At 69.4% G+C, this 12,023-nt stretch carries 9 protein-coding genes; 4 read left to right on the plus strand and 5 right to left on the minus strand.

Annotation, left to right across the window (positions count from 1 at the left end):
* The first annotated feature begins 9 nt into the window (after window positions 1–9).
* From CYFUS_RS15150 to CYFUS_RS15165, 4 genes are all read left to right on the plus strand, one after another.
* Window positions 10–771 carry a uroporphyrinogen-III synthase gene (locus CYFUS_RS15150; RefSeq protein WP_095985880.1) on the plus strand — a complete coding sequence of 254 codons (762 nt, stop codon included), beginning with the start codon at window positions 10–12 and terminating at the stop codon, window positions 769–771.
* Between the two features lie 136 nt (window positions 772–907).
* Window positions 908–2,761, plus strand: coding sequence for a GspE/PulE family protein (locus tag CYFUS_RS15155; protein ID WP_095985881.1), 1,854 nt, complete (start codon window positions 908–910; stop codon window positions 2,759–2,761).
* Between the two features lie 101 nt (window positions 2,762–2,862).
* Window positions 2,863–4,374: a metallopeptidase TldD-related protein gene (locus CYFUS_RS15160; RefSeq protein ID WP_232537568.1), complete on the plus strand. Its 1,512-nt coding sequence runs from the start codon at window positions 2,863–2,865 to the stop codon at window positions 4,372–4,374.
* A gap of 11 nt (window positions 4,375–4,385) precedes the next feature.
* On the plus strand, window positions 4,386–5,723 hold the full coding sequence (locus CYFUS_RS15165; RefSeq protein WP_095985882.1) for a TldD/PmbA family protein: 1,338 nt from the start codon (window positions 4,386–4,388) through the stop codon (window positions 5,721–5,723).
* Between the two features lie 18 nt (window positions 5,724–5,741).
* Here the strand turns inward: CYFUS_RS15165 and CYFUS_RS15170 are convergent, their stop codons facing one another.
* From CYFUS_RS15170 to CYFUS_RS50590, 5 genes are all read right to left on the minus strand, one after another.
* The gene (locus tag CYFUS_RS15170; RefSeq protein ID WP_095985883.1) at window positions 5,742–6,113 is read right to left on the minus strand and encodes a VOC family protein; all 372 of its coding nucleotides are present in this window, start codon (window positions 6,111–6,113) and stop codon (window positions 5,742–5,744) included.
* A 44-nt stretch (window positions 6,114–6,157) separates the two neighbouring features.
* Window positions 6,158–8,686 carry a DUF1592 domain-containing protein gene (locus tag CYFUS_RS15175; protein ID WP_095985884.1) on the minus strand — a complete coding sequence of 843 codons (2,529 nt, stop codon included), beginning with the start codon at window positions 8,684–8,686 and terminating at the stop codon, window positions 6,158–6,160.
* 48 nt (window positions 8,687–8,734) lie between these two features.
* Window positions 8,735–10,033 (minus strand): DUF1552 domain-containing protein, encoded by a 1,299-nt coding sequence (locus CYFUS_RS15180; RefSeq protein ID WP_095985885.1) that lies wholly within the window; start codon window positions 10,031–10,033, stop codon window positions 8,735–8,737.
* A 531-nt stretch (window positions 10,034–10,564) separates the two neighbouring features.
* Window positions 10,565–11,482 carry an aldo/keto reductase gene (locus CYFUS_RS15185; protein ID WP_095985886.1) on the minus strand — a complete coding sequence of 306 codons (918 nt, stop codon included), beginning with the start codon at window positions 11,480–11,482 and terminating at the stop codon, window positions 10,565–10,567.
* Window positions 11,483–11,491: 9 nt separating this feature from the next.
* Window positions 11,492–11,884 (minus strand): hypothetical protein, encoded by a 393-nt coding sequence (locus CYFUS_RS50590; protein ID WP_157758455.1) that lies wholly within the window; start codon window positions 11,882–11,884, stop codon window positions 11,492–11,494.
* Window positions 11,885–12,023: the final 139 nt, after the last annotated feature.

The following is a 12,023-nucleotide window of genomic DNA, read 5'->3' on the forward strand; positions in this document are numbered from 1 at the left end:
GTCGAGTCCGTGGACAGGCGACTCGAAGGTATCCGCGTTCTGGTGACGCGCCCGCGCGATCGAGCGGAGGAGCTGTGCTTCCTCCTCGAGGACGAGGGCGCGCAAGTGTTGCACGTGCCGCTGCTGGAGCTGGTGCCTCCGGAGGATTCGCGCCCGCTGATGGCGGCCGCGGAGTCCATCCAGCGCTACAAGTGGGTGGTGTTCGCCAGCGCCTCGGCGGTGGACGCGTTGATGGAGGCGCTGCGCGAGGCGGGCACGACGCAACTGCTGTCGCCCGTGCGCTTCGCCGTGGTGGGGCCGCGCACCGCGCGCGCCGTGGAGGGCTACGGACTCAAGGTGGCCGCCGAGTCTCCCAGTGGCACGGGCGAGGCGCTCGCCGAGGTGATGCGCCCCGCGCTGCACCCCGAGGACGAAGTGCTGCTGCCCGCGGCGGAGGAGGGGCGGCGCGAGCTGGAGGACGCCTTGCGCGAGCACGGCGCGCGGGTGACGCGAGTGACGGCCTACCGCGCCCGGCCCACGCCGCTGCCCGACGAGACGCGGGCGCTGCTCGAGGCCTCGCCGCCCGACGTGGCCCTCTTCGCCTCGCCCCGGACGGCGGAGGCCTTCCTGGAGGACGCGGGCCGCGAGCGGCTCGGCGCGGCCCGTCTGGTGGCCATTGGCCCCACCACCGCGGCGGCGCTGTCCCAACTGGGCCTCGCGGTGGCCGCCGTGGCCGAGCGTCCCACCCCCGAGGCGCTCGTGGAGGCGACCGTCCGGGCGGTTCGCGGATAGACTGCCCTTCCGGGATGGACCCGGAACAGGAGCAAGTGGCTGGAAGCCCGGGTCCCGGGTGTGGTTGCCTGGGAGCCGCCGTGAACGCGCCGGGATTGCCTGGCTCGCTGGCCGTGTTGCTCGTGGCCGCAAGGAGATGCTTTTGCCCGCGCCCGTGACCCCGTCCGCTCCCTCTCCGAACCGGAGCAGAACCGACTTCTCGCTGTCCTTCGTGCTCGACGCGCTCGTCACCCAGCGGGTGCTCACCGCCGAGCAGGCGCAGAACATCCTCGCGCGCGAGCAGGCCGCACGGGCCCGGGTCCTCAAGAACCAGGGCGTCACGGGCAAGGACACGACACGCTACGACGTGTCTCCCGTGGAGATCGTCGCCGCCTTCCAGGTGCCGCTGGCGGATGGCCGTGGCGTGCTCGACGAGGATCGCGTCACGGAGATCACCGCGCGCGCCGCCGGCATCCCCTACAAGAAGGTGGATCCGCTCAAGCTGGACATGGCGCTGGCCACCCGCACCGTCTCCCGGCCCTTCGCGCAGAAGAACGTGCTGCTGCCGCTCGAGCGCGGCCAGGACGGCCGGCTGGTGGTGGCGGTGGCCAACCCCTTCGATCAGGAGCTGTTCGAGAGCATCCACGTGCTCACCGGCATGCCCATCGATCCGGTGCTCGCCTCCAAGGGCGACATCCTCCGGGCCATCGCGGACATCTACGGCTTCAAGCGCACGCTGGCCAAGGCGGCGGATGACTTCAGCGCCAACCCGGGCAACTCGCCGCAGGTGAGCAACTTCGAGCAGCTCGTCACGCTCAGTGGCCGCCAGGAGCTGGACGCCGCGGACCAGCCCGTGGTGCAGGCGGTGGACTACCTCCTGCGCTACGCCTTCGACAACCGCGCCTCGGACATCCACATCGAGCCCAAGCGCACCACCTCGCTCGTGCGCCTGCGCATCGACGGCGTGCTGCACCCCGTCTACACCCTGCCCGCGGGCGTGCACCCGCCCATCGTGTCGCGCGTGAAGATGCTCTCGCGCATGGACATCTCCGAGAAGCGCAAGCCCCAGGACGGCCGCATCAAGACGGAGAAGGACGGGCGCGAGGTGGAGTTGCGCGTGTCCTGCCTGCCCACCGCCTTCGGCGAGAAGGTCGTCATCCGCGTGTTCGACCCGGAGACGCTGGTGCAGGACATCGCCCAGCTCGGCTTCGATCAGCAGGAGAAGAGCGTCTTCGAGTCGTGGATCGGGCAGCCCCACGGCATCATCCTCGTCACCGGCCCCACCGGCAGCGGCAAGACGACCACGCTCTACTCGGCGCTCAAGGCCGTGGCGGGGCCGGACGTGAACGTCACCACCATCGAGGATCCCATCGAAATGGTGTGGGACGGCTTCAACCAGGTGCAGGTGCAGCCCAAGGTGGGGCTCGACTTCGCCAACGCCCTGCGCAGCATCCTGCGCCAGGACCCGGACGTCATCATGGTGGGCGAAATCCGCGACGAGGAGACGGCGGAGAACGCCGTCCAGGCCGCGCTCACGGGCCACCTGGTGCTCTCCACGCTGCACACCAATGACGCCATCGGCTCGGTGGCGCGGCTCAAGGACCTGGGCGTACCGCCCTTCCTGCTCGCGCAGAGTCTCATCGGAATGATGGCCCAGCGCCTGCTGCGGCGCGTGTGCCCGCACTGCGCTCAGCAGACGTCGCTCACCCAGGACGAGCTGGCCATGCTGGGTACCCCCATCCCCCTGCTGCCCAACGGGGTGCGCATCGTCAAGGGCGTGGGGTGCGTGCGCTGCCGGGGGACCGGTTACTGGGGCCGCACGGGTGCCTTCGAGATCGTCAACATGAACAACGAGCTGCGCGAGTTCATCTCCCGCGGCGCCAATCCCACGCAGATCCTGGACGCCGCGCGCCGGGCGGGCACGCGCACCCTGCGAGAGGCCGCCGTGCGAAAGCTCGCCATGGGTCTTACTTCCTTCGACGAGGTGGTGCGCATGACGTCCCTGAGTTGAGCCGGGGCCGCTGGGAAAAATCCCGGCGGCGGCCTCCCGGTTCCACTCGGGGGGCGCGAAGATGGGTACTCGAGGAGTGCACGGCAGCGAGGAGATACGGGATGACGCGACAGGACCTGGTGGGTGGCGGCACGGACGAGGCACTGCTTGGCGGTGCGGAGGCGGAGCGGACGGGCACTCGAGGGCCCGCGGAGGGAATCGGGTATTTCGCCCGCTTCGGCGTCACCGAGACGCTCATCCGCGAGACGCTCGCCGCGGCGCTGTCGCGCGGCGGGGACTACAGCGATCTGTTCTTCCAGCATCGCGTCTCCACCTCCATGTCGCTGGAGGACGGCGCGGTGAACCGGGCGTTCACCACCGTGGAGCTCGGCGTCGGGGTGCGCGTCATCAAGGGAGACCAGACGGGCTACGCCTACACCGAGGAGCTGTCGTTGGAGGCGATGCGCAGCGCCGCGCGCACGGCGGCGGCGATCGCGGATGGACCCTCGCGGGCCGGCCCCCAGCACTTCCATGTCTTCAAGGACCTTCCCAAGCGCTACGTGCTCCAGGCCGGCTGGGACGCCGTGCGCCCCGAGCAGAAGCTGCCCATCCTCGAGGGGCTCAACTCGGCGGCCTTCCAGGCCGACACGCGCGTGGCCAAGGTGAGCCTGTCCTTCTCGGATGAGCATGGCGCGGTGCTCGTGGCCGACAGCACCGGGCGCATCGTCGAGGACGTGCAGCCGATGACGAGCCTCTACCTGTCGTGCGTCGCCGAGCAGAACGGCAAGCGCGAGCAGAACGCGTACGGCGTCGCCGGCCGAGCGGGGCTGGACTTCTACTCGCGCGACCGGTTGGACCGCATCGTGCGCGAGGCGGTGGCGCGCACCACCATCCTGTTCGACTCCGTGCAGCCCCCGGCCGGAGAGATGCCGGTGGTGCTCGCCGCGGGCTCCTCGGGCATCCTGCTGCACGAGGCCATCGGCCACGGCATGGAGGCCGACTTCAACCGCAAGGGCACGTCCATCTACGCGGACAAGCTCAACAAGCCCATTGCCCACCCCTTCGTGAACATCGTCGACGACGGCACGAACGAGCACGCGCGTGGCGCCATCAACGTGGACGACGAGGGCAACGTGCCGGGCAAGACGATGCTCGTGGAGAATGGGGTCCTCACCACCTTCCTCCACGACTCCATCTCCGCCCGCCACTACAAGGTGAAGCCCACGGGCAACGGCCGACGCGAGAGCTACCGCCACGCCCCCCTGCCGCGCATGCGCTCCACGTACATGCTGCCGGGGCCCCACACGCCCGACGAGATCATCGCCTCCGTGAAGAAGGGCATCTACTGCTCCAACTTCACCAACGGCCAGGTGAACATCGGCGCCGGCGACTTCACCTTCTACGTGAAGAACGGCTACCTCATCGAGGACGGCAAGCTCACGCGCCCCATCAAGGACGTGAACATCATTGGCAACGGGCCCAAGGTCCTGGAGAAGGTGGACATGGTCGCCAATGATCTCGTCATCGACGAGGGCGGCTGGACGTGCGGCAAGGATGGACAGGGCGTGCCCGTGTCCCAGGGCATCCCCACCGTCCGGGTCGCGTCCATCACCGTGGGCGGGCGCAACGCGTGAAAGAGGCCGGCATGAGCACGACGAACAGCACGAGTCTGGAAGAGACGGCGCGGCGGGCGGTGGACCTGGCCCGCCGGCATGGTGCCAACGAGGCCTCGGCCACCGCGGGCCGCATGCGGGAGCTGGAAGTGCAGTGGCGCGATGGCCGCGTGGAGAAGGTCTCCGAGGCGACCACCCGCGGCCTGTCGCTCCAGCTCTTCGTCGACGGGCGCTACTCCGCCGTCTCCACGAGCGATCTGCGCCCCGACGCGCTCGATCGCTTCATCTCCGACTCCATCGCGATGACGCGCGTCCTCACCCCGGACGAGCACCGCCGCCTTCCCGAGCCCGAGTTCTACGCGGGGCGCGCCAGCCTGGAGCTGATGATCGAGGATCCGCGCCAGACGCAGCTCTCCTCCGAGGAGCGCCAGCGCTTCGCCCGGGAGTTGGAGGAAGGTGCCCGCTCGGCGGATGGCAAGGGCGCCATCCTCTCGGTGACCACGGGCTTCGGCGACCTGTCCCGCGAGGTGTTCCGCGTCACCTCCAATGGCTTCGAGGGAGGCTCGCGCTCCACGCAGTTCGCCGCCTCCGCGGAGGTGAGCGTGCAGGATCCGGATGGACGCCGCCCGGAAGAGGGAGACTCCGGCTTCTCGCGCTTCTTCGAGGACCTGCCCTCGGCGAGCGCCCTGGGCCGTCGTGCCGGAGAGCGGGCCCTGGGCCGCATCGGCTCGGTGAAGGGCGCGTCGGCGGTGCTGCCGATGGTCGTCGACAACAAGGCCGCGGGCCGGCTCGTGTCGATGCTCCTCGCGTCGATGGTGGGCGGGGCCATCCAGCAGAAGCGCTCGTTCCTCGATGGGAAGCTGGACCAGCAGGTGGGCAGCCCGCTGCTGTCCCTCTCCGACGAGCCGCACCTGAAGCGGGGACTCGGCTCGCGCCTGTTCGACGGCGAGGGCATCACCTCCCGCCCGATGGCGCTGTTCGAGGAGGGGGTGCTGCGCACGTACTTCATCGACAGCTACTACGCCCGCAAGCTCCAGACGCGTCCGACGACGGGGGGGCCCTCCAACCTCTCCTGGAAGCTGGGAACGAAGGACCGGGCGGGGCTGCTGGCGGACCTGGGCGAGGGCATCCTCGTGACGGGCTTCCTCGGAGGCAACTCGAGCGCCCTCACCGGTGACTTCTCGCTCGGCATCCAGGGCTTCCGCGTGCGCGGAGGACAGCTCGCCGAGCCCATCAGCGAGATGAACATCTCCGGCAACCAGTTGGACCTGTGGAAGCGGCTGGTGGCCGTGGGCAGCGAGCCCTACCGCTACAGCACCTCGCGCACGCCCACGCTCGTCTTCGAGGGCGTGCAGTTCGCGGGCACGTAGCCGTGAGCCGCCGGGCCCTCACGCGGGCTCGATGAAGTTCAACCGGTAGCCGTCGGGATCCGCGAGGACGACTTCCCGCGTGTGCCACGGCTGCCGGGTGGGGCCATCCACGCTCACCCCGAGCGCCTGGGCACGTGCGGCCACCTCCTCCACGCCCAGGGCACCCACCCGGATGCCAATCAGCACGCCCATGCCCCGGCGGCCCTCCACCCCCAGCGCCGCGGGCGCCTTGACCAGGTACACCTCGGCCTGGTTCTCCCACCGCAGTTGGAGGAAGGGAGGATCCGAGCGCAGCCGCTTGAAGCCGAGGGCCTCGTAGAAGGCCGCGGAGCGCTCGACATCCGTGACGAGCAGCTTCACGAAGGACGACAGCAGGTTTTCAGTCTCCATGCGCGCCGTCTGTATCACGTGCGGCGCGCCGGAGGCCCTTCGGCTCAGCGCTTGGCGCAGTAGCCGAAGTCCGTGCTGGCCCCGGCCTCCAGCTCTCTGTTCCAGGACTCGCCGGTGAACGTGACCACGCTGCCGGACGCGGAGGCGTAGGAGCTCCAGGCGCTCGTCAGGGTGCCCACGATCGTGATGGAGACCTTCCAGGTGACCTTGCTCGTCCCCTTGTTCGTCAGCTTGACGTTGTTGCAGTAGCCGGTGCCCCAGTCGCTCTGGACTTTCTGGGTGATCTGGAGGCCGCCCGAGGGCGTGCCCGCGTCGGTGCCCGTGCCGCCGTCGGGGGGACGCGTGCCGCCGTCCGTGGTGCCCGTGCCGCCGTCCGTGGTGCCCGTGCCGCCGTCGGGAGGACGCGTGCCACCGTCCGTGGTGCCCGTGCCGCCGTCCGTGGTGCCCGTGCCGCCGTCCGTGGTGCCCGTGCCTCCATCCGTGGACGGGAGAGGCGGCTGCTGCGTGTCCGCCTCGCCCCAGCGCTGGGTGAAGCGGGGCAACTGGGTCACGGAGACGATCAGCTCCGGAATGCTCAGGGAGTTCTGGCGGAAGCGCGCCGTGAGCTGGCTGGCGGCGCAGGTGTTCTCCTCGCCCGCCACGCCGTAGGCGAAGCGCAGCCACTGCAGGGAGAAGCAGTCCGCCACGTCCGGGCTGCTCGCGAGCTTCACCTGGAGCCCGTCCACGCCCACGAAGGTGCCCTGGGTCGACCTGGAGGCCAGCACCTCGCCGCTCGCGTCCACCAGGTCGCCGTTGGCCATCTTCGGCTTGTAGCGGCCCACGCTATCGAACTGCTCGAAGCCGAAGCCGATGGGATCCATCAACTGGTGGCACGTGGAGCAGGCCGCGTTGCGCGAGTGCTCCTGGAAGCGTTGCCGGTTCGTCTGTTGCGTCCCCGTGTCACCCAGCTCGAGATCCAACCCCGGCGGCGCGGGCGGGAGCGGCTGGCACAGCAGGCGCTCGCGCACGAGCTTGCCGCGGCGCACGGGAGAGGCGGCCTGCGGCGTGGCCTGCGCGGCGAGGATGCCGCCATGGGTGAGGAGCCCACCGCGGCCCGTGCCCTTGAGCGACCACATGTTCGCCCCGCTGGGCGAGGTCGTCCCGCCCACGGGCATGTTCAGTCCGTAGAACGTCGCCAGCGTGTTCGAGGCGAACGTGTAGTCCGCGGAGAACAGCTCGGAGAGCTGGCCACTGCCCTGGCGCACGATGTGATCGAACAGCTCCAGCGTCTCCGTCTTCATCGCCGTGCGCAGCTCGGGGCTGAAGTTGGCGAGGACGAGGGGATCCTTCTGCACCTGATCCACCCGCTCCAGCTCCATCCACTGGCTCACGAAGTGGTTGAGCAGCGGGCGGCTCCGGGGCGAGGTGAGCATCCGGCGCGCCTCGGCGGCGATCTGCTCCGGCGTGTGCAACTGGCCCTGCTTCGCCTTGGCGAAGAGCGCCGCGTCCGGCATCGAGCCCCAGAAGAGGTACGACAGCTCCGAGGCCACCTCGTAGTCGGTGAGCGCGTACCGCCCGCCGCCCTGGTGCACGCCCAGCTCGGAGCGGTAGAGGAAGTTGGGCGACAGGAGCATGGAGGTCGTCACGGCCTTGATGCCCTCGGAGAAGCCCTCCTCCGTCGACACCTTCGTGTAGAGCGCCTGGTAGCGCGTGCGCTCCGTCTCATCGAGCGGTGCCCGGAAGGCGCGCGCGCCGAAGTCCTGGATGAACTGGAGCGCGCAGGCCGCGCTCGCCGAGCACGAGACGTGCCGGGACAGCTTCTCCACGGCGGCCGCGGCGGCCTGCTCGGAGGCGGTGAGGAGCTTGTCGGTGAGCAGCTGGCCCACGGTCCGGGCCGCCGCGGCGTTGTCGAAGCCGTTGGCCACTTCCTCCGCGGGCAGGGCCTGGCCCCACGTGGAGGGCTCGTCCAGGTAGAGCAGGTCGGTCAGGGTGTTGTCGTACTCGAAGCGCGTGAGCATGCGCAGCTGCCGCCGGGCGGTGGGATCCAGCTCGTCCGCCGCGCAGGCCTCCTGCGTGGGGGGCGTGGCGTCGCAGGAGCCGGGCACGCCCTCGGCGCGCTGGGTGAAGCGCTGGAAGTCCGCGTAGAGCGCGCTGTCGGGGCTCAGCAGCTTGCCGCCGCCATGACCCAGGGGATGCTGGCCCGAGGGCTTGAGCAGCAGCAGCGAGGTGCCGTCGTACCGCAGGCGCGCCACCGCCCGCACCGTGTCGAGGTTGTTCTCCTCCGCGCCGGGCTCTCCCTCGGGGATGAGCACCATGCGCGTGCCCGCCGCGCTTCCGCCGGCGTTGTGGCAGGTGATGCACTGCACGGACATCACCGGCTCCCACAGCCGGGTGCGGAAGAACTCCGCGTCATCCGGGCAGCCGGTCGGGTCCGTGGGATCCGTCGGGTCCTGTTCCCCCTGCAGGGGCGGAAACTGCCCGGAGGGCCCTCCCGAGGAGGGAAGCTCCTCATCGGGCTCGGCCGGAGGGGCCAGCCCACAGGCGAGGGAAGAGGCAAGGGTGCCAAGGGCAACGAGGTGCCGGAAGGTCAGCACGGGTCCACCTGCGGGGGAGGGGGGAGAAAGCGGGAGGGGGAGCGGGGGTCAGACGAGCCCGGAGAGCGGGCCGGTGGAGCGCGAGGCGTCGCCGAAGGTGTCGAGCGTGAGGCCCATTCCCTGGCAGACCGAGGTGAGCAGCTTCTGGTGCGGCGTGCTGGTGTAGCGCAGGTAGCGCCCGAAGCGGAACGGCGTCCCCGAGCCCCCGGCGAGGATGAAGGGCACCGAGCGGCACGTGTGCAGGCGGCTGTCGCCGAGCTCCTTGGCCCAGAGCACCAGGGTGGAGTCGAGCATCGTGCCCCCCGTGGTGCTCGAGAGATCCGGACGGGCCTGGAGCGCGTCGAGCAGATAGGCGAACTGCTCGGCGAACCAGCGCTCGCACTTGACGAAGCTCGCGACGCCCGCCGTGTTCGAGTCCACCTTGTGCGACAGCTCGTGGTGGGCTTCCGAGGCGCCCGCCCAGGTGAAGACCTGGGGGGCGATGGTGTGGGACCACTGCAGGGACGCCACGCGCGTCATGCCGCAGGCGAGCGCGTTCACCAGCAGATCCATCTGCATCTTCCCCACCTGGGGGAAGTTGGCGTTGGCCTTGGCGTCGATGACCGCGGGGGACTGGCCGGGGGAGCACGCGGTGGTGCTGGCCGCGGCCAGGGCCTGTTCCGTCTGGCGCAGGGCCTGGATGTGCTGCTCGAGCTTGATCTTCTCCTCCGCGCCCACCTGCGAGGACAGGGCCGTGAGATCGGTGCGCGCCACGTCCAGCATGCTCTTGCGGCGGCGCAACAGTCTTTCGGCCTCGGTCGAGGTGCCCCCGGCCGAGCCGAACAGGCGTTGATAGGCATTGAGCGGTACGTCCTCGGGGGACACGAAGACTCCCGGTGCGGAATAGGACATACGCGTGGAGCGCGAGGCGCCCCAGAGGCTCGTCTGGACGCCGAACTCCAGTGATTTGAAGCGCGAGCCCTGTCCCAGCTTGCTCGCGACGTATTGGTCGATGGACATGCCCGCGGTGGGGCTGCTCGCTGTCCCACTTCCGGTGAGCATGTGCGCCATGCCCGGGTCGTGGTTGTCCGCCCCCACGAAGTCGAGCCCATCACAGACGAGCAGCTTGCTACGCAGCCGGTTGAGGGGCTCGAGCATGCTGCCCGCGGCGAACGTGAAGCTCGTCTCCGTGCCCGTGGGCCGCCAATACTTGTGCACCGTGCCATTGGGCGTGAAGAAGACGATGAGCCTCTTGGCCGCGATGGGAGCCGCCGCCTGTGCCTCGCCATTGAGCAGCCGCACCAGGGGTGACGCCAGCAGGGTGGCGCCAATTCCCGCGGTGAATTGTCTTCGCCCCAATCGCCTCATCGCACCGACTCCCATCCGTCACTGCGTGGTTACAGCTCGTGGGTCTTCAGGCCGGGTCCGATGTCAATCCCTCTCCCGGAAGTCTGGCCGGACGAGGCGGCGTGGACTCCCCTCTAATCGGGCCTTGCTCTTATTGATCAGTAATAAAATCTGACGGGTCTGTCCATGAGTCATCGCAGACATGCCTGGAGTGGGCGCGGACCCAGGTAGGAAAGACAACTCCCGCTGACCACGTGTCAATTCAATACAAATACAGTCCCGCCGGATAAATCCTGCTCAATCGTCCGGGGACATCCAATACCTGGAGTGAAAGCGGACGCAGGTAGGAAAGACAACTCCCGCTGACCACGTGTCAATCCAATACAAATACAGTCCCGCCGGATAAATCCTGCTCAACCGTCCGGGATATCCAAACCGCGAGAGTACCGTGGGCTCATCGCAGCGCGGCATTTCCCATCGAAGGAGGGTGCCGCGGGTCGTGGGTTGTATGACGCAACAACCCAGACCCTTCCAGGCACCCTCCCCGCGGTTTCAGGGCACCTCGGTGCCCTGGGCGGCGCTCCACACGGAGAACCAGTCCTGGGTGTCCAGGTTCAACGAGAGCGCGCGGACGGCCGAGGTGATGCGCCCGGTGTCGTTGGTGCCCAGCACGGGGAGTATGCGCGCGGGGTGCCGCAGCAGCCACGCGTAGAGGATCTGCTCGGGGAGCGCCTCGTGCTTCTGACCCAGGCTCGCGAGCACCTCGCGCACTCGCGTCTCCGCGGGCCCCTCGCCCGTCAGCAGCCGTCCTCCCGCGAGCGGAGACCACGCCATGGGACTGATGCGCTGGCGCAGACATTGATCGAGCGTTCCGTCCAGGAAGGGCTCGGGCCTCAGGGGGTGGAGCTCCACCTGGTTGGTCACCAGCGGGAAGGGGAGCCAGCTGGAGAGCATGTCGAACTGGGCGGGCGTGAAGTTGGACACCCCCAGGTGGCGCACCTTGCCCTGGGCCCGCAGCGTCTGGAGGGCCTCGGCCACCTCCGAGGGATCCAACAAGGGGCTGGGCCGGTGCAGCAGCAGCACGTCCAGGTAGTCCGTGGCGAGCTGGCGCAGCGACTGCTCCACGGACTGGATGATGTGCTGGCGGGAGTAGTCGTAGTGCTTGAGCCGGTTGGCGGGCCGCGCGGGATTCACCAGCATGATGCCGCACTTGGTCACCAGCTCCATGCGCTGCCGCAGTCCGGGCTGGGCCCGCAGCGCGGCGCCGAACGCCTCCTCGCATTGGTAGCCGCCGTAGATGTCGGCGTGGTCGAAGGTGGTGATGCCGCAGTCCAGGCACGTCTGGATCTTCTCCAGCACCCGTTGCACGCCGGCGCCCTGGGGATCCTGCAACAGGCGCCACACGCCATGGATCAGCCGGGACACCTCGGGCCCCTGGGGGGCCATGGTCACGCGCGAAGAGAGGCTCATCCGATCACCTCAGAGGTACACGTTGAACAGCAGTCCCGAGGTGCCGAAGGGCAGGTGGACGGTCTGTCCGCCACTGTCGAATCGCAGCGAGAGGCCCAGTGTACCCGCCACGCTCACCCGGGGGACGAAGTAATACTCGACGCCGACGCCGCCGTGGAGCCCGAAGCCGATCTGCTGCGAGTAGTTGAGTTGAAGACCGCCCTCGATGAAGGGACGCAGGTTGCCGCCGAGCAGATGGTGGCGCACGCCCGCGCCGACGGAGAACCCCACACTGAAGTCCGGTGTGAAGTCCAAGTTGAGCCCCAGGTTGAAGCGCAGGGAGTCCGCCGGGGTCAGGTGGAGGAAGCCGCCCACCGTGGGCAGGCTGTTGACGCCGAGCACCAGGCCCTTGGCGCCGGCCACCGCGGCGGTGCCGTCTCCCGCGCTCGAGTCCGAGGCATTCGACTGCTCGGGGGCGGGCGTCGGAGTGGGGGCGGCCCTCGGCGCGGGGGCGGCCGCCGGAGCGGGAGCAGCCGCCGGAGCGGGGCGGGGGTGGGCTCCG

Origin of the sequence: Cystobacter fuscus (assembly GCF_002305875.1) — a bacterium.
Classification (GTDB): Bacteria; Myxococcota; Myxococcia; order Myxococcales; family Myxococcaceae; genus Cystobacter; species Cystobacter fuscus_A.

Bases quoted from the DNA above. Each gene is read 5' to 3' on its own strand.
- CYFUS_RS15170 (WP_095985883.1), bottom strand. From the start codon at position 6,113: ATGGAGACTGAAAACCTGCTGTCGTCCTTCGTGAAGCTGCTCGTCACG.
- CYFUS_RS15165 (WP_095985882.1), top strand. From the start codon at position 4,386: ATGAGCACGACGAACAGCACGAGTCTGGAAGAGACGGCGCGGCGGGCG.
- CYFUS_RS15180 (WP_095985885.1), bottom strand. From the start codon at position 10,033: ATGAGGCGATTGGGGCGAAGACAATTCACCGCGGGAATTGGCGCCACC.
- CYFUS_RS15185 (WP_095985886.1), bottom strand. From the start codon at position 11,482: ATGAGCCTCTCTTCGCGCGTGACCATGGCCCCCCAGGGGCCCGAGGTG.
- CYFUS_RS15160 (WP_232537568.1), top strand. From the start codon at position 2,863: ATGACGCGACAGGACCTGGTGGGTGGCGGCACGGACGAGGCACTGCTT.
- CYFUS_RS15155 (WP_095985881.1), top strand. From the start codon at position 908: ATGCTTTTGCCCGCGCCCGTGACCCCGTCCGCTCCCTCTCCGAACCGG.